General features: G+C 65.9%; 15 protein-coding genes and 1 tRNA gene. 6 read left to right on the top strand and 10 right to left on the bottom strand.

The features are described from left to right. The 7 genes from JHD82_RS29835 to cysS form a co-directional block, all read right to left on the bottom strand. On the bottom strand, positions 1 to 279 hold a 279-nt coding region (locus JHD82_RS29835), incomplete at its 3' end, for a hypothetical protein (RefSeq protein WP_233174597.1). 37 nt (positions 280 to 316) lie between these two features. Beyond that, positions 317 to 409 (bottom strand) — tRNA-Ser (locus JHD82_RS02870). A gap of 53 nt (positions 410 to 462) precedes the next feature. Then, positions 463 to 1,728 (bottom strand): aspartate kinase, encoded by a 1,266-nt coding sequence (locus JHD82_RS02865; RefSeq protein ID WP_199135351.1) that lies wholly within the window; start codon positions 1,726 to 1,728, stop codon positions 463 to 465. Positions 1,729 to 1,906: 178 nt separating this feature from the next. After that, entirely contained in the window at positions 1,907 to 2,866 is a 960-nt protein-coding gene (tilS, locus tag JHD82_RS02860) for a tRNA lysidine(34) synthetase TilS (protein ID WP_199135350.1), read from the bottom strand. Positions 2,867 to 3,052: 186 nt separating this feature from the next. Then, positions 3,053 to 4,030: an acetyl-CoA carboxylase carboxyltransferase subunit alpha gene (locus JHD82_RS02855; protein WP_012204428.1), complete on the bottom strand. Its 978-nt coding sequence runs from the start codon at positions 4,028 to 4,030 to the stop codon at positions 3,053 to 3,055. 83 nt (positions 4,031 to 4,113) lie between these two features. Further along, complete coding sequence (locus tag JHD82_RS02850) at positions 4,114 to 4,923, bottom strand: DNA-3-methyladenine glycosylase (RefSeq protein ID WP_012204427.1); 810 nt, start codon at positions 4,921 to 4,923, stop codon at positions 4,114 to 4,116. Positions 4,924 to 4,972: 49 nt separating this feature from the next. Beyond that, positions 4,973 to 6,358 (bottom strand): cysteine--tRNA ligase, encoded by a 1,386-nt coding sequence (gene cysS / locus JHD82_RS02845; protein ID WP_012204426.1) that lies wholly within the window; start codon positions 6,356 to 6,358, stop codon positions 4,973 to 4,975. A gap of 204 nt (positions 6,359 to 6,562) precedes the next feature. On the opposite strand from cysS, the gene JHD82_RS02840 reads away from it, so the two are divergent. The 5 genes from JHD82_RS02840 to JHD82_RS02820 all read left to right on the top strand — a co-directional run bounded on the left by JHD82_RS02840 (position 6,563) and on the right by JHD82_RS02820 (position 10,270). After that, positions 6,563 to 7,096 carry a tetratricopeptide repeat protein gene (locus JHD82_RS02840; protein WP_013803374.1) on the top strand — a complete coding sequence of 178 codons (534 nt, stop codon included), beginning with the start codon at positions 6,563 to 6,565 and terminating at the stop codon, positions 7,094 to 7,096. Positions 7,097 to 7,239: 143 nt separating this feature from the next. Next, positions 7,240 to 7,827: a peptidylprolyl isomerase gene (locus JHD82_RS02835; RefSeq protein WP_013803375.1), complete on the top strand. Its 588-nt coding sequence runs from the start codon at positions 7,240 to 7,242 to the stop codon at positions 7,825 to 7,827. A gap of 57 nt (positions 7,828 to 7,884) precedes the next feature. Continuing rightward, positions 7,885 to 8,391 (top strand): peptidylprolyl isomerase, encoded by a 507-nt coding sequence (locus JHD82_RS02830; protein ID WP_063326722.1) that lies wholly within the window; start codon positions 7,885 to 7,887, stop codon positions 8,389 to 8,391. A 164-nt stretch (positions 8,392 to 8,555) separates the two neighbouring features. Next, positions 8,556 to 9,404, top strand: a complete 849-nt coding sequence (locus JHD82_RS02825; protein ID WP_199135349.1) for a UDP-2,3-diacylglucosamine diphosphatase — start codon at positions 8,556 to 8,558, stop codon at positions 9,402 to 9,404. Then, positions 9,401 to 10,270, top strand: coding sequence for a zinc-dependent peptidase (locus tag JHD82_RS02820; protein ID WP_063326724.1), 870 nt, complete (start codon positions 9,401 to 9,403; stop codon positions 10,268 to 10,270). The genes JHD82_RS02825 and JHD82_RS02820 overlap by 4 nt, the downstream gene beginning before the upstream one ends. On the opposite strand, the gene JHD82_RS02815 is transcribed toward JHD82_RS02820, so the two are convergent. Then, positions 10,261 to 11,229 carry a LysR substrate-binding domain-containing protein gene (locus JHD82_RS02815; protein ID WP_199135348.1) on the bottom strand — a complete coding sequence of 323 codons (969 nt, stop codon included), beginning with the start codon at positions 11,227 to 11,229 and terminating at the stop codon, positions 10,261 to 10,263. The two genes, JHD82_RS02820 and JHD82_RS02815, sit on opposite strands and share 10 nt — an antisense overlap. Before the next feature lie 126 nt (positions 11,230 to 11,355). On the opposite strand from JHD82_RS02815, the gene JHD82_RS02810 reads away from it, so the two are divergent. Continuing rightward, positions 11,356 to 12,111: a sulfite exporter TauE/SafE family protein gene (locus JHD82_RS02810; RefSeq protein WP_227472520.1), complete on the top strand. Its 756-nt coding sequence runs from the start codon at positions 11,356 to 11,358 to the stop codon at positions 12,109 to 12,111. Between the two features lie 241 nt (positions 12,112 to 12,352). Here JHD82_RS02810 and JHD82_RS02805 read toward each other — a convergent pair whose 3' ends face one another. Further along, positions 12,353 to 14,533 (bottom strand): c-type cytochrome, encoded by a 2,181-nt coding sequence (locus JHD82_RS02805; protein WP_199135347.1) that lies wholly within the window; start codon positions 14,531 to 14,533, stop codon positions 12,353 to 12,355. A gap of 335 nt (positions 14,534 to 14,868) precedes the next feature. Then, the gene (gene mdeB / locus JHD82_RS02800) at positions 14,869 to 17,499 is read right to left on the bottom strand and encodes an alpha-ketoglutarate dehydrogenase (RefSeq protein ID WP_199135346.1); all 2,631 of its coding nucleotides are present in this window, start codon (positions 17,497 to 17,499) and stop codon (positions 14,869 to 14,871) included.

Raw genomic sequence — 17,499 nt, 5'->3', positions numbered from 1 at the left:
GCTTATCGGCTGTATATTTTTAAGGATCGAAGCAGAGAATTTCTTCTTTACTTCCGACTCGCTGCGATCAGCGAAGCCTTGAATTCTAGCACAGTTTTTAGCGTCGTTGCAATCAAATTTCTTCGATTTTTTCAACACCAGCGATCTGCATCGCTTCTCTTCAGCAGAGCCTTGCATTGTAGCACGTTTTTTCAAACCCGCCAACAACAAGAATCCTACCGCAGCAACCAGAGCATCAGCCCCAACCACCGGATCAGGCCGCCGAAGCAACCCTCTCATAAAAAAAGCCACCCTTGCGGGTGGCTTTTTTCTATCCTGGCGGAAACGGAGGGATTCGAACCCTCGATGAGGCTCTACACCCCATACTCCCTTAGCAGGGGAGCACCTTCGGCCACTCGGTCACGTTTCCGGAATGACGTTATTGTAACGTGCTTTTTTGCCGGTTTCGGCAAAACGATGATTTTATTCCGGCTTGTCGAGACCGAAGGCGGTGTGCAGGGCGCGCACGGCCAGCTCCAGGTACTTCTCGTCGATGACGACGGAGGTCTTGATCTCGGAGGTGGAGATCATCTGGATGTTCACGCCTTCCTGGCTCAGTGCACGGAACATGGTGGATGCCACGCCCACATGGCTGCGCATGCCGATGCCGACAATGCTGACCTTGGCGATGTTGGGGTTGCCGACGACTTCGGCGGCACCCAGGGCGGGCACGACCTTGTCGCGCAGCAGCTCCATGGCGCGTTGGTAGTCGCCCTGGCTGACGGTGAAGCTGAAGTCGGTTTTGCCTTCCTTGCTGATGTTCTGGATGATCACATCGACTTCGATGTTGGCATCAGCCACCGGACCCAGGATGCCGTAGGCGATGCCGGGGGTGTCGGGCACGCCGAGAACGGAGATCTTGGCTTCGCCGCGGTTGAATGCGATGCCGGATACGACGGCCTTTTCCATTTTTTCGTCTTCCTCAAAAGTAATCAGCGTGCCGGAGGTGGATTCCTCCTCCAGGTCGATGTCCCAGGGCGTGAAGCTGGAGAGCACGCGCATGGGCACCTTGTACTTGCCGGCAAATTCCACCGAGCGGATCTGCAGCACCTTGGAGCCGAGGCTGGCCATCTCCAGCATTTCCTCGAAGCTCACGGTGTTCAGGCGCTTGGCGGCCTGCACCACGCGCGGGTCGGTGGTGTAGACGCCGTCCACGTCGGTATAGATAAGGCATTCGGCCGCCTTCAGCGCCGCAGCCACGGCCACGGCCGAGGTGTCGGAGCCGCCACGGCCCAGCGTGGTGACATGTCCGTTGGGATCGATGCCCTGGAAGCCCGTGATGATGACCACGCGGCCAGCGTCGAGTTCGGCGCGAACGCGCTTGTCGTCGATGGACTCGATGCGTGCCTTGGTGAAGCTGCTGTCGGTGCGCACGGGAACTTGCCAGCCCGAGAAGCTGATGGCTTCCACGCCTTCGGCCTGCAGCGCAATGGCCAGCAGTGCCGACGACGCCTGCTCGCCCGTGGAGGCCAGCATGTCGAGTTCACGGTAGTACGCCGTTTTGGCCGAGCCGGGAGCCAGCTCGCTGGCCAGACCCAGCAGACGGTTGGTTTCGCCACTCATGGCGCTGGGGACGACCACCATCTGGTGACCGGCACGAGCCCACTTGGCCACGCGCTTGGCAACGTTGCGGATGCGCTCTGTCGAGCCCATCGAGGTGCCGCCGTATTTATGAACGATCAGTGCCATTGGATATCAGGGTGACGAAACTGCTTGCCACGGCGCTGTACGACAGAGGGATGCCTGTGCAAGCCAGGATGTTCGAGAGGACTGCGCATGAAGCGAAATGTCCGCCCAGACCCGTCTTGCGCAAGCCGTTTGGTTTTGGCGCGCCGCCGGTTTTCGTACAAAGTTGGACCAAAACTCGTCAATTGTACCAATCGAGCACCGACCCCAGGCGCCGCACAAAACCCCGCCCCATCTTGAGATGGATGCGGTGGCCTCGCGTAAGGCAAACGCCGATCTGCGCGAGCAGCTGATCGAGCTGCGCGGCACTGGGCGTGGTGGCATGCACGCTGCGCAGCCAGTGGCGCAGCACATTGGCCTGGCGCGCGGGGCTCAGCGCCTGCAAGGCGGTGATGCCGGGGGGGGTGCCGATGGCCGCCAGATCGGCCTGAGCCATCTCCTGCAGAAGCTCGGCCGCCTCGGCGCAATGCCGGCTGCTGCGCGCGAACGTGGCGCGAAACTGGGGAAAGGCCTGCTGCAGCGCGGGCAGCAACTGGGCGCGGATGCGGTTGCGCGTATAGCGTGCGTCGGCATTGGTCGGGTCTTCCACCCACGCCTGGCCACGCGCCGCAAGCCAGTCACGCAGGGCCTGTCCGGGCAGATCAAGCAGCGGACGATGCCATTCGAGATCCGCCCTGCTCCACTGCGCCGGCATGGCGGCCAACCCGGCCACACCGGCGCCTCGAGACAGGGCCAGCAGCAGCGTCTCGACCTGGTCGTCCGCATGTTGCGCCAGCGCCATGCTGCGAACGGGCGGCAACGGATCTCCGCTGGCGCCCTGCACAGGCCAGGGTTCGCGGGCGGCCTCTATCAGCGTTGCGTAGCGCAGCTGGCGTGCGGCGTCCTCAGGACTTTGGCCCGGCGCGTGGCGCGCGTCCACGCGGCGAATCTTCAAAGGAACGGCATGCTGCGCGCAGACTTTCTCGCACTGGCCGACAAAGGCATCGGCCGCCGACTGCAGACCGTGGTGCACATGGATGGCCACGACCTGGCCCGGCCAGCGCTCGGCGCAGGCCAGCAGCAGTGCCGTGGAGTCCGCACCGCCGCTGAAGGCCACGGCCAGCGGCAGTTGCGGCGCAAAGCGATGGATGGCCGCGTCCAAAGCGGCACCCGGTGCAGCACCTGGTGCGGCATTTGGAGCGGCTGCCGGAACATTGCGCGGCGGGTCGGGGATCGGAATTTCCACAGGCTTGGATCAGAGGTATCAGGACGCGGGCCAGGGATTGGCGCAAAAAGCAAACGGCTCCCAGGGGGAGCCGTTCAGTGTGCCAGAGCGTGGCGCAGGCCTTCAGCGGTTGTCGGCCTTGGTGTCGGCGAAGCGGCCGTAGCTTTGCAGGCGCTCGTAACGGCGGTCCTGCAGTTCCTTGGGCTTGAGGTCCGCCAGCTGGCGATAGGCATCGCCCAGCGCGCGCTTGAGGAAGGCGGCCATTTGCTTGGGGTCGCGGTGGGCGCCGCCCACGGGCTCGTTGACGATCTTGTCCACCAGGCCCAGGGCCTTGAGGCGGTGGGCTGTGATGCCCATGGCATCGGCCGCGTCCTGGGCCTTTTCGCCGGTCTTCCAGAGGATGGAGGCGCAGCCTTCCGGGCTGATCACGGAGTAGACGGCGTATTGCAGCATCAACACCTGGTCGGCGACGGCAATGGCCAGGGCGCCGCCCGATCCACCTTCACCGATGACGGTGGTGATGATGGGGGTCTGCAGCTGGGCCATTTCGTAGATGTTGCGGCCGATGGCTTCGGACTGGCCGCGCTCTTCGGCTTCGATGCCGGGGAAGGCGCCAGGCGTGTCCACGAAGGTGAAGACCGGCAGGCCGAACTTTTCGGCCGTCTTCATGAGGCGCAGGGCCTTGCGGTAGCCCTCGGGGCGCGTCATGCCGAAGTTGCGCAGCGTGCGCTCCTTGGTGTCGCGGCCCTTCTGGTGGCCGATGACCATGCAGGAAATGCCATTGAAGCGCGCCAGCCCGCCCACAATGGACTGGTCGTCGGCAAAGTGCCGGTCGCCGTGCATCTCGATGAAGTCGGTGAAGCAGTCGCGCACATAGTCCAGCGTGTAGGGACGCTCGGTATGGCGCGCGATCTTGGTGATCTGCCAGGGCGAGAGGTCGCTGTAGATGTCCTTGGTCAGCTGCAGGCTTTTTTTGCTGAGCTGCTCGATCTCTTCCGAGATATCGACTGCGCTTTCGGTCTGCACGTAGCGCAGTTCCTCGATTTTGGATTCGAGCTCGGCGATGGGCTGCTCAAAATCCAGAAAGTTCTTTTTCGCCAACTTGTTTCTCCTTGTCCCAGCCAGGCACGGTGCATGCGTTCCGGCCGGAAAACGGGGGTTGATCGGGTGTGATCGGTTTGTCTTCAGGCTGCAGGCTGCGGTTCGAGCGAGCGCCAAATATACCAAGTCGCCACGGTGCACCACGGCTTCCAGGCCTCGGCAACCTCACGCGCCTCGCTGCGGCTGACGGGGTCGCCTGAAAAATAGTTCTGGCTGATGCCCGAGATCAGGCCTGCATCGTCCAGCGGCAGCACATTGGGCCGCTGCAGGTAGAAGATGAGGAACATCTCGGCGGTCCAGCGGCCCACGCCGCGGATGGACATGAGCTCGGCCACGATGGCTTCGTCACTCATGCCCTGCCAGTCGTCCTGGTGCAGGCGGTGCTCGGTGAAGTGCATGGCCAGGTCCACCAGGTAGTCCACCTTGCGGGCAGACAGGCCCACGGCGCGCATGTCGTCCACCTTGAGCTTGAGCACCAGGTCAGGCGCCATGCGGGCGGGCAGGCGCGCGAACTTGTTCCACAGCGTCTGGGCAGCCTTCATCGAGATCTGCTGGCCCACGATGGAGCGCGCCAGCGTTGCGAAGGCATCGCCGCCGGGCTGCAAGGCCAGGTGGGCAAAGCGCGGGATCAGGCGCTTCATCACGCGATCGCGCCGCACCAGCTGGCGGCAGGCCTCGGCCCAGTAGGCCGGGGCGCCCTCGGGCGGTGCGGGCAGGGATATCTTGGCCTTGGGAGCGGAGGCAGCGGCAGCGGCGGCCGCAGGCGCCGATCCTGCGCGCGCGCCCAGCGTCACGATCGGCAGCGGGGCCGGTTGCTGTTCGGGCACGGGCAGATCGGCCACCAGCGGCAACTGCTCGAAATCCATGGTGTCCAGGGGTTTGGCGGAGGCCATCAAAGCACCTCCCCGCACCTGGCGCGGCACATCTGGCAAGGCATACGGATCAGCCCTTTGCGGCTGCCTCCCAGGTTGTGCCTGCGGGGGAGTCCTTGAGCACGATGCCCTGTTCCAGCAGCGCCTTGCGGATGCGGTCGGCCTCGGCCCAGTCCTTGGCCGCCTTGGCGGCTGCGCGTGCGGCAATCTGCGCCTCGATGGCACCGGCATCCATCTCCGAAGTGCCCGCCTGCAGGAAGGCCTGCGGGTCGCCCTGCAGCAGCCCCAGGCAGCCGGCCAGGGCCTTGAGCAGGCCCGCCGTCTCGGCACTCTTGCTGCGGTTGACTTCGGCAGCCAGCTCGAACAGCACGGCCACGGCCTCGGGCGTGCCGAAGTCCTCGTCCATGGCCGCCTTGAAGCGCGCGGCAGCGGGATGATTCCAGTCGACGGCAACCTCGGCAGGTGCGACCAGGCTCAGCGCCGTGTACAGGCGCTTAAGCGCGCCGCGTGCGTCGTTCAGGTGCACGTCGCTGTAGTTCAGCGGGCTGCGGTAGTGGCTGCGCACGACGAAGAAGCGCACGGTCTCGGCGTCGTATTCCTTGAGCACGTCGCGGATGGTGAAGAAGTTGCCCAGCGACTTGGACATCTTCTCGTTGTCCACGTTGATGAAGCCGTTGTGCATCCAGACCTGCGAGAACGGCTTGCCGGTCGCGCCTTCGCTCTGGGCGATCTCGTTTTCGTGGTGCGGGAACTGCAGGTCGGCGCCGCCGCCGTGGATGTCGAAGCTCTCACCCAGCATCTCGCAGCCCATGGCCGAGCACTCGATGTGCCAGCCGGGACGACCCACACCCCAGGGGCTGGCCCACTTAACCTCTTCCGGCTCGGCGGGCTTGGCGCTTTTCCACAGCACGAAGTCCAGCGGATCCTGCTTGCCGTCCTGCACGGCCACGCGTTCGCCGGCCTGCAATTCGTCCAGCGACTTGCCCGACAGCTTGCCGTAGCCGGGGAACTTGCGCACGGCGAAGTTCACGTCGCCATCCGTGCCCTGATAGGCCAGACCCTTGTCCTGCAGGCGGCCGATCATGGACAGCATCTGCGGCACGTATTCGGTGGCGCGCGGCTCATGCGTGGGGCGCTCGATGCCCAGGGCGTCGGCGTCCTGGTGCAGGGCGTCGATCATGCGGTCGGTCAGCGAGCGGATGGTCTCGCCGTTCTCGACGGCGCGACGGATGATCTTGTCATCGATGTCGGTGATGTTGCGCACATAGGTCACGCGATGGCCGCTGGCACGCAGCCAGCGCTGCACCACATCGAAAGCGACCATGGAGCGCGCGTGTCCCAGGTGACACAGGTCGTACACGGTCATGCCGCACACATACATGCGCACATGGCCCGGTTCGATTGGCGAAAACGCTTCCAATGCACGCGACAGCGTGTTGTAGATACGCAAACTCATGGATGTTTATCAGGGGAGAAAGGGTCGCTGCAGGGGGCGCGTCCCACGCGCCGCCGGACCCTTGGCGCCGATGCAGGCATGCTCAGCAGGGAGCAGGAGCGGCAGGCGCAGAGCCCGTGTGACCCAGCACACCCCTCAGCTACAATTGACCGCAGTATAAGCCCGCGCCGCGGGGCATTCCCCCGAGGCCCCGAAAGCACCTACATGCCTCTACGCAACTCGTTTCGCTCCGCCCTGCGCCTCGCGGCACTGGCGGCCCTGCTCGCAACAGGCCACGCCCACGCCGACGACTATACGGAAGTGAATCAGTTGCTGCGCAACGGCAAGAGCACCCAGGCGCTGGCACGCGCCGATGCCTATCTGGCCAAGAACGCACGCGACCCGCAGATGCGCTTTCTCAAGGCGGTTGCACTGACCGACAGCGGCAAGACAGACGAGGCCATCGCCGCGCTGAATCAGCTCATCGAGGACTACCCCGAGCTGCCCGAGCCCTACAACAATCTGGCGGTCATCTATGCCGGCCAGAACCAGCTCGACAAGGCGCGCTCCGCGCTCGAATCCGCCGTGCGCAACAACCCCAACTACGGCGTCGCCTACGAGAACCTGGGCGACATCCATGCCCGCCTGGCCTACGAGGCCTACTCCAAGGCGCAAGGCCTGGATGGCCGCGCGGCCAGCGTGCGCCCCAAACTCAAGCTGCTGCGCGACCTGCTGGCGCCCGTCACCGCCGCCAAGTAGGCCCCGGCCCACGCGCGCAGCCCTTGCGTCAGCGCGCGTGCGGCGGTCGATCGGGTCTTGCCATGCCTGGCGCGCACCCGCAGGAACCTGCCCGGTTTTCCCCACTCCATCCCCCAGCCCTTTGGCTTTCACAGGAGATTCGCATGACCACACGCCGCATTGCGTCGCTTTCCCTGGCCGGCATGGCCCTGGCCGCTTCCCTTTTCACCGCCCTGCCCGCCATGGCGCAGAACGCCACGCCCAAGGTGCAGATCAAGACCAGCATGGGCGACATCGTGCTGGAGCTGAACGAAGCCAAGGCTCCCAAGACCGTGGCCAACTTCATGCAGTACGTGCGAGACAAGCACTATGACGGCACGGTGTTCCACCGCGTGATGGACGGCTTCATGATCCAGGGCGGCGGCATGGATGCCAGCCTCAAGGAAAAGCCCACGCGCGCGCCGATTCCGCTGGAGGCGGACAACGGCCTCAAGAATGACCGGGGCACCATCGCCATGGCGCGCACGGGCAACCCCAACTCGGCCACCTCGCAGTTCTTCATCAACGTGGTGAACAACGACATGCTCAACGCGCCCAAGCCTGACGGACACGGCTACGCCGTCTTCGGCCGCGTGGTCCAGGGCATGGATGTGGTGGACAAAATCCGCACGGTGGCCACGGGCAACCAGGGCATGCACCAGAATGTACCCACCAAGCCGGTGACCATCCTCTCGGCCACCGAAGTCAAGTAAACCGCGCGCCGCGCCTTGCGTGGCACGCCCTTCCCCTCCATCCAACAAGGAATCGCCATGAGCAATCCCCAAGTCGAACTCCACATCGCCGGCCACGGCGTGATCACCATCGAACTCGACGCCGCCAAGGCCCCGAAGAGCGCAGAGAACTTCCTGGCCTATGTGAACAAGGGCCACTACAACAACACCATCTTCCATCGCATCATCGATGGCTTCATGATCCAGGGCGGCGGCTTCGAGCCCGGCATGAAGCAAAAGGAGACGGACGCTCCCATCGAGAACGAGGCCAAGAACGGCCTGAAGAACGACAAGTACACCCTGGCCATGGCCCGTACCGGCGACCCGCACTCGGCCACCGCCCAGTTCTTCATCAACGTGGCCGACAACGGCTTCCTGAACCACACCTCGCCCAGCGCACAGGGCTGGGGCTATGCCGTGTTCGGCAAGGTGATCAAGGGCACCGAGATCGTGGACAAGCTGCGTGGCGTGAAGACCGGCCGCAACGGCGGCCACCAGGACGTGCCCAAGGATGACGTGATCATCGAAAAGGCCGTGGCCCTGTAATCAGGCGCTTGCGCACACTCGGCGGCCGTGCCCTTTCGGGTCCGGCCGCCCTGTTGTCCATGCGCATGGCACCAGGCCGTGCGCATGGACAACAGACCCGCTCCAGAGCCGTCCCAAGGCTCCTACAGCCCTTCATGCAGCGCCCTTGCCGGGTGCCCCGACCCATGGCCCAGACCGCCGCGCCCCGCCCTCTTCCCGAGCCGCCCATTGCGGCCGAGTGGACACTGCCTGTGGGCTGGCGCACGCTGGAGTTCATCTCGGACCTGCACCTGCAGGCCAGCGAGCCCGCCACCGTACAGGCCTTCCGGCAGTACCTGGCCGCCACGCGGGCCGATGCCGTCTTTCTGCTGGGCGACCTGTTCGAGGTCTGGGTGGGTGACGACGCCCTGCTGGAGCCGGGCAGCTTCGAGGCCGAATGCGCCACCGCCATGCGCGCGGCAGCCACCCGCACGCCGCTGTTCTTCATGCAGGGCAACCGCGACTTCCTGACCGGCGCGCAGTTCGATGCGCTGTGCGGCACGACCACGCTGAACGATCCCACCGTGCTTGACTGCGGCGACCAGCGCATCCTGCTCAGCCATGGCGATGCCCTGTGCCTGGACGATGTGGACTACCAGCGCTTTCGCGCCATGGCCCGCTCGGCGGCCTGGCAGGCCGGCTTCCTGGCCCAGCCGCTGCAGGTGCGCCGCGACCAGGCACGCGGCATTCGGCAGGAGAGCGAATCGCGCAAGCGGGAATCGGACGGCCATGGCGCCGCCATGCCCACCTATGCCGACCTCGACGCGCAGGCCACGCGCAGCTGGCTGCATGCCGCAGGTGCCGCCACCCTGATCCACGGCCACACGCACCGCCCGGCCGACCATGACCTGGGCGATGGCCTGCGGCGCATCGTGCTCAGCGACTGGGATCTGGCGGCGCCCGCGCCCCGCGCCGAGGTGCTGCGCTGGGAGCGCGGCATGGGCCTGCAGCGCCTGCCGCTGTCCGATGTTCTTGAACAGGCCAGCCCGCCATGAGCCTTTGGCAACAAATGGGCCGCTGGGTCCGCAGACTGGGCCGCCGCGCACGCTCCACGGTGTCGCCGGTGCCCGAGATTCCCGCGCCGCTTTGGCTGTCCACGCTGGCCGCATACCCTTTTCTCGCGTCGCTGACGCTGGAGGAGCAATCCAAGCTGCGCGCCCTGGCTGCCGTCTTCCTGCAGCGCAAGCGCTTCCACGGCGCACACGGCCTGGAAGTCAGCGATGCCATGGCATTGGAGATTGCCGCCCAGGCCTGCCTGCCCCTGCTGCACTGGGGCGAGCCGCAGGGCGCGCTGTCCTGGTATGACGACTTTGTCGGCATCGTGGTGCACCCGGGCGATGCCGTGGCGCGGCGCCAGAGCATGGACGAGGCCGGCGTCATCCACGACTACGACGAAGTGATCATGGGCGAGGCCATGCATGGCGGCCCCGTCATGCTCAGCTGGCAGGCCATTGGCGCAGGGCGCGGGCCGCATGCCAGCCACCATGGCCACGGCGGCCAGCCCGCCAACGTGGTGATCCATGAATTTGCCCACAAGATCGACATGCGCAACGGCGGTGCCGACGGCTGCCCGCCCCTGCCGCCGGGCTTCATGGGCAGCAGCTCCGCGCGCCAGGCCCGCGAGATATGGCAGGCCGCCTGGGCGCCGGCCTACGACGCCTTCCGTGAGCAGATCACCATCGCCGAGCGCTTTGGTGGCGAATGGCCCTGGCTGGACGGCTATGGCGCCACGGCGCCCGCCGAATTCTTCGCCGTGGCCTGCGAGGCCTTCTTCGTGGACCGCGCCCGCTTTGCCCTGGAATTTCCCACGCTGGCGCCGCTGCTGGCTGCGCTCTTCAAGCCAGCCACCAGTCAACCCTGATCGGAGCAAACCTCCTTCAGGGCCTGGGCGAACAGGCGCTGCTCCTCGAACTGCCCGCCGGCCTTGCGCTCGAACAGGGTGATGGGTGGCAGGGTCCAGCCCAAACGGTGGTGCACGATGCCCACGCCCGCGATGCGCACCAGTTCCTCGGCAATGTCGGCCGGCACGATGGACACGGCACGCTCATTGGCCGCCACCAGCTCGCCGATCACCTTGGCCGAGAGCGTTTCCACAAACGGCGGCGGCGGCTCCACGCCCGCGCGCAGAAAAAAGTCGGTGATCTGCTCGCGCATGGGCGTGCGGCGCTGGCCCAGCACCCAGTCAAGCCCCGTGAGTTCGGCCCACTGCAGAGGCCGGCGCCCCAGCCGCGTGGCCAGGCTGCGGTGGGCGATCAGGCGAGGCTCCTGCTCATAAAGCACGCTGTGCCGTATGCCGCTCATGTCCAGCACGGCCGAGGCGCGGCCAATCACGCAGTCCAGCTCATGTGCGCGCAGCTTTTGCAGCAGGCGGTCGCTGGTGTCCTCATGCAGCGTGACCGTGATGCGCCGGCCTTGCGGCCGCGTCCTGCCGATGGCATCGGCCAGCATGCGCGCCGGCAGGAAGGGGATGACACCCACCTGCAGGTGCGCCGCACGCTGCTGCCCCACGGCCTCGATGTCGTGGGCCCAATGGTCCAGATCGGCCAGCATGCCCCGGGCGCGCGCCAGCACCAGCGCGCCCAGCTCCGTAGGCTCCATGCCGCGCGCAGAACGCAGGAACAGCGGCGCGCCGAACAATGACTCCAGCTCGGCCAGGGCCTGGGTCACGGCGGGCTGGCTGGTGGCCATGCGCTCGGCCACGCGGGTCAGCGTGCCCAGCTCGCTGATGGAGCGCAGCAGCAGCAAATGCTTCATCTTCAAACGCGTGGCCATGCGGTGGGCCAGTTGGGCAGCGGTCGATGCAGTGCGGTTTTGCGGCATGGATTCAGGCGTGGCGCGTCATAAGCAAAACCATATTGAACAATAAAAACAAACGAATTTCTGCTTATGCATGCGTTCCAGAATTCCTGCGTCTTGCACACCCAAAACGAAAGGACCAGGCAGACCATGGATGGCATGTTTTTCATCATCGCGCTGGGCGCGGCGGCGGCCGGATTCGTGCAGGGCCTGTCGGGCTTTGCCTTCGGCATGGTGGCCATGTCGTTCTGGGCCTGGGTGCTGGAGCCGCGCGATGCGGCCGTGCTCACCGTCTTCGGCTCGCTGCTGGGCCAGGTGCTGTCGGCCATCACCGTGCGGCGCGGGTTTGCGCTGGCAAAGCTGTTGCCCTTCATCCTGGGCGGTCTTGCAGGCATTCCGCTGGGTGTCTTGCTGCTGCCGCACCTGGACATGGCCTGGTTCAAGGCCCTGCTGGGCGGCATGCTGGTGCTGTGGTGCCCGGTGATGCTGTTGTCGGCCCGGCTGCCCAGGCTGGCGCGCGGCGGCCGGGTGGCCGACGGCGCCGTGGGCCTGGCGGGCGGCGTGATGGGCGGACTGGGCGGCTTCACGGGCACGCTGCCCACGCTGTGGTGCACGCTGCGCGGCTACCCCAAGGATGAGCAGCGCTCCGTCATCCAGAACTTCAACCTGTCCATGCTGGCCGTGACCATGGCCACCTACCTGGGCACCGGCATGGTCACGCGCAGCATGCTGCCGCTGTTCGCCATCGTGGCGCCGGCCATGCTCATTCCATCGCTGCTGGGCTCCAGGCTCTATATCGGTATCAGCGAGGCACGGTTCCGGCAGATCGTGCTGGGCCTGCTGTGCCTGTCCGGCGTGGCGCTGCTGGCCTCCTCGGTGCCGGTGCTGCTGCAGCGAGCGGGCTGAGCACGCCGAACGCGCTGCCGGGAAGGCCTGGAACCAAGCCTGCCGGCTGCAGCAGATGGCCAGTCAACGGCAGCAACACGTGCAGGGGCTGGGCAATGAACTGGCCGCCGCCAAGAAGGACCTGCAGCGCGCGCAAGACTGGGCACCGCCCTCGAAAAAAGGCGGGGCAGGAATCGCTCCCTGCCCCGCCTTCAGGCTCCCGCCGCGTGGCGGGAACGCCTTCTTCTCCCTCGATGGCGCATCAGTACCGCGCATCGGCCGGCTTCTTGTCCTTGGGCCAGTCCTTGTGCTTGTTGGCAAAGTCCGGGCGCGGCTGGTGGCTGAAGTACTCGGCCACGTCCACGGCCTCCTGGTCGCTGAGGCCGCCCTGGCCCAGCGGGAAGTTGCCATGGAAGGCGATGGGCATGTTGCGCTTGACGAAGGCCGCTGCCGTGTAGGTGCGCGCCATGCCCGCGCCGATGTTGAAGGACTCGTCACCCCACAGCGGCGGATAGACCCACTGGCCCTTGGCATTCTTCACGCCCTCGCCCTCGCCGCCATGGCAGACCGCGCACTGGGCCGCATAGACCTTCTTGCCGTTGTCCACGTTGGGCACGATGGACTGGCTGATCTTGCCCACGCCCCGGCCTTCGACCTTGTCTTCGGGTTTGGTTTCGCGGCGCATCCAGTCGAAGTAGGCGACCATGGCCTTGATCTCGTCGGACTCCAGCGGCAGCGGCTTGCCGTTCATGGAGCGCAGGAAGCAGCCATTGATGCGGTCCTCCAGCGTGATGACGCGGCCCGCGCGCGGCGCATAGCCGGGGAAGAAGGCCGAGACACCGATATAGGGCGAACCATCGGCCACCGTGCCCGCGTTCAGGTGGCAGCTGGCGCAGTTCAGCGCATTGCCCACATTCCTGGGCAGCAGGTCACGCGTCTCTATGTTCAGGCGGGCGCCGTAAACCAGTTGCTTCGCGTTGGATTCGTCCAGCATGGCGGCCAGGCGCGGCGTCTCGAAGGGGCGTGCGCTTTCGCCCTTGGCATCGAGCTGCTTGCGCATGGATTGCACCTCCTTGGCATGGATCTCGCGCGCATCGGCACGGCCCCAGCTCTTGCGGGCGAAGTTGAGGATGTCGGCAATCTCCGCATCCTTGAGCTGTGCGAAGGCCGGCATGGTCAGCGGCCGTGCATGGCTTTGCGTGACGGGCGCCTTCCAGCCCACCAGCATCAGATGGATCAGCGTGGACGGGTCCTGCGACTGCAGCGAGAAATTGCCGGCCAGTGGCGGGAACACGTCCTTCACGCCACCGCCATCGGCACGGTGGCAGTCGGCGCAGAACTGCAGATAGCCCAGGCCGCCGCGGCTGGCGTAGAGATCGGCAGGCACGTCGGAAGACACTGCCGACGTGGCGGACGGCGCATGCCCGGAGACCTGCGGCGCCGTATGCGGAGCAATGACCGGCCCCGGCCCCTGGGCCACCTGCATGGGCAGATCGTTCTTGCCTGCGGGCAGCGACTTCAGATAAGTGCCAATGGCCAGCAGGTCCGCATCGCTCATGTACTGCGTGCTGTGCTGCACCACGTCGACCATGTTGCCGGAGACCGTGCCGTGGCTGTTGCGCCCGGTCTTGAGCAACTGGGCGGTTTCCTCGGGTGTCCACAGATTGCGCAGGCTCAGCGCGCGCCAGTTCTCCACGGTCTCGCCGGCCAAGAAATACTCGCCCTTGCTGCCCTCGCCGGTCATGGTCTTTTCCTGGAAGCCCACCCCGCGCGGCGTATGGCAGGCGCCGCAGTGGCCCAGGCCCTGCACCAGGTAGGCACCCCGGTTCCACTGGGCAGTTTGCTGCGGTTGGGGCTGGAAGGGCGTGTCATCCAGAAACACCCAGTTCCACAGCGCCAGGCCCCAGCGCTGGTTGAAGGGAAAGCCCAGGTCGGACTCCTTGTTGGCCGCCTTCACGGGCGCCACGCCCTGCAGCAGGTAGGCGTACAGGGCCTGCATGTCCTCGGCCGTCATCTTGGCGTAGGAGGGATAGGGCATGGCCGGGTACATGTTGCGGCCATCGGCCGCGACGCCCTTGCGCATGGCGCGGTCGAACTGCTCGAAGCTGTATTTGCCCATGCCCGTATCGGCGTCGGGCGAGATATTGGTGGAATAGATCTTGCCGAATGGCGTCTCCAGCGCCAGCCCACCACCCATGGGCTGGGATTTATTGCCGGTGTGGCAGGCAACGCAATCGCCCAGGCGTGCGATATATCGACCACGATCGACCAGGGTTCTTTGCTCCGCCGTCAGGTCCGCCGCGTAATCGGCAGGCAGGTCATCAATGATTTGTGGCATTTGCGCATTGTCCACTCCGGGCGCCGGCGCCGAAATGGCCAGTTGCCAGGCGGCGGCCGAGAGCGCGGCCACGCACAGCAGGCCTTGCTTGAGCGAGAGTTTCATCGTCTTCGATCCACTGAAATGAATTATTATTGAAAGAGGCAAAAACGGATATTGACGAGATATTCAACCCAACGCCTGCAGCCATTGCAGCAAATGATCATCTCTTTGCGCAATATCTTCTTATATATACTAATTCTAGTGGTATCTCCCTATTTTTTCCATGCAAGCCGACGAAAACGATAAGCCAATAGCACATTTAACGCGGGCTTAATCAATGCAGGGAAAAAGTGCGCGCAGCCTTCTCGGGTGCGCACGAAAAAGCGGCCCGCAAGGGGCCGCTGATTTCACCGTCGGTGTGTCCGTCAGTGTCTCGGGTGGCGGCTCGCCCGCCGGGCTCAGGCCGCCTGGCTGCAGCGGCGCGCCGCCTGCGCCACGCTGTGCGCGTCCACGCCAAAGTGGCCGCGCAACGCGGCACGCGTGTCACTTCGGCCAAAGCCGTCCGTGCCCAGGGTGAGGAATCGCCTGCCTGCGGGCAGGAAGGCGCGCACGGTCTCGGGCACGGCGCGCACATAGTCGGTGGCAGCAATCACCGGGCCCTGCGTGCCGTCCAGCAGTTGGGCGATCCAGGGCTGGCCAGGTGCCTCACCTGCCAGCATGCGCTGCTCGCAGGCCACGCCATCGCGCGCCAGTTCGCTCCAGCTGGTCACGCTGACCACGGTGGCGGCCATGCCCTCGCTGGCCAATTGCTCGGCGGCCTTGAGCACTTCGGTGAGGATGGCGCCCGACCCCAGCAAGGTGACATGCTGCGTGGCATGGCCCGCATCGCCAAAGCGGCCGAACACATAGCCGCCGCGCAGCACGCCTTCGGCCGCGCCCGGTGGCAGGTCGGGCTGGGCGTAGTTCTCGTTCATCAGGGTGATGTAGTAGAAAACGTCGCGCTGCTCGACCAGCATCTCGCGCATGCCGGCGTCCAGTATCACGGCCAGCTCGCCCGCATGCGCGGGGTCCCAGGCCTTGCAGTTGGGAATGGTGGCCGCCACCAGATGGCTGGAGCCGTCCTGGTGCTGCAGGCCTTCTCCGCCCAGCGTGGTGCGGCCCGAGGTGGCGCCCAGCAGAAAGCCGCGCGCCCGCTGGTCGGCCGCCGCCCAGATGGCGTCGCCCACGCGCTGGAAGCCGAACATGGAGTAGTAGATGTAGAACGGCAGCATGGCCAGGCCGTGCACGCTGTAGCTGGTGGCCGCCGCCGTCCAGCTGGCGATGGCGCCGGCCTCGCTGATGCCCTCCTCCAGGATCTGGCCGTCCAGCGCCTCGCGGTAGGACAGCACTGAGCCGATGTCTTCGGGCGCGTAGCGCTGCCCCAGGCTGCTGTAGATGCCCACCTGCTTGAACAGATTGGCCATGCCGAAGGTGCGCGCCTCGTCGGCCACGATGGGCACGATGCGTGGACCCAGCTGCGCGTCCTTGAGCAGGCCGCCCAGCATGCGCACGAAGGCCATGGTGGTGCTCATCTCCTTGCCGGCAGGCGCCAGCGCGAACTGGGCGTACTGGTCCAGGGCGGGCACGGGCACGCGGTCGCACACGGTTTCGCGGCGCGGCAGTGCGCCGCCCAGGGCCGTGCGGCGATCGCGCAGGTAGTGCATCTCGGGGCTGTCATCGGCGGGCCGGTGGAAGGCCAGGCCTTTGGCCTGCTCGTCACTGAGCGGCAGGTTGAAGCGGTTGCGGAACTCGATCAGGTCGGTCTCGTCCAGCTTCTTCTGGCTGTGCGTGGTCATCTTGCCCTGCCCGGCAGAGCCCATGCCATAGCCCTTCTTGGTATGGGCAAGGATCACCGTGGGCTGGCCGCGATGGGCGGCAGCCGCTGCATAGGCGGCATGGATCTTCACCAGGTCATGGCCGCCGCGCTTCAAGCGGTCGATCTGCTCGTCCGTCAGGCCCTGGGCCAGGGCGGCGAGCTCGGGGTTCTGTCCGAAGAAATGCTCGCGGTTGTAGCGTCCGTCCTTGGCGGCGAAGGTCTGCATCTGCCCGTCCACCGTGCCGCCCAGCGTGCGTGCCAGGGTGCCGGTGAGGTCGCGCGCAAACAACCCGTCCCAGTCGCTGCCCCACAGCAGCTTGACCACGTTCCAGCCCGCGCCGGCAAACAGCCGCTCCAGCTCATCGACGATGCGGCCGTTGCCGCGCACCGGGCCGTCCAGCCGCTGCAGATTGCAGTTGACCACCCAGACCAGGTTGTCCAGCCCCTCGCGCGCGGCCAGCGTGAGGGCGCTCATGCTTTCGGGCTCGTCCATCTCGCCGTCGCCGAACACGCCCCAGACCTTGCGTTCCTGGCAGTCCAGCAGGCGGCGGTGCGTGAGATAGCGCATGAAGCGCGCGTGGTAGATGCTGCTGATGGGGCCAATGCCCATGGAGCCCGTCGGGAACTGCCAGAAATCGGGCATCAGCCAGGGATGCGGATAGCTGGACAGGCCCTGCGCGCCTGCAGCCGGCGCGCTGATCTCCTGGCGGTAGTGCTGCAGATCATGCTCGGTCAGCCGCCCTTCCAGGAAGGCCCGCGCATACACGCCGGGCGCGCTGTGCGGCTGGAAGAACACCAGGTCGCCCCGGTGCTGGCCGGGCGCAAGTCCCTCCCGGGCATGGAAGAAATGGTTGAACCCGGTCTCGAACAGGTCGGCCGCGCTGGCATAGCTGGCAATATGGCCGCCCAGCTCGCCATAGGCCTGGTTGGCGCGCACCACCATGGCCAGCGCGTTCCAGCGCATGATGGACGCCAGCCGCTCCTCGATGGCCAGGTCGCCCGGAAACACCGGCTGCTGCTGCGCCGCCACGCTGTTCACATAGGGCGTGTTCAGGTCGGGCTGCCAGCCCAGGCGCTGCTCGCGCGCCATGCGCGCCAGCTCTTCCAGCACGAAGCGCGCTCGCTGCGGACCTTCTGTGGCGACCAGGGCCAGAAAGGCCTCGCGCCATTCGGCGGTTTCCTGGGGATCGGTATCGATATCGGCCAGCGCGGCCAGTGGCGTGGGTGCGTTCAT

Origin of the sequence: Delftia sp. ASV31, assembly GCF_016428765.1 — a bacterium.
GTDB classification, from domain to species: domain Bacteria; phylum Pseudomonadota; class Gammaproteobacteria; order Burkholderiales; family Burkholderiaceae_C; genus Comamonas; species Comamonas acidovorans.
The sequence above is the reverse complement of the archived record's forward strand: the minus strand, read 5'-3'. Positions and strand labels throughout refer to the sequence as shown.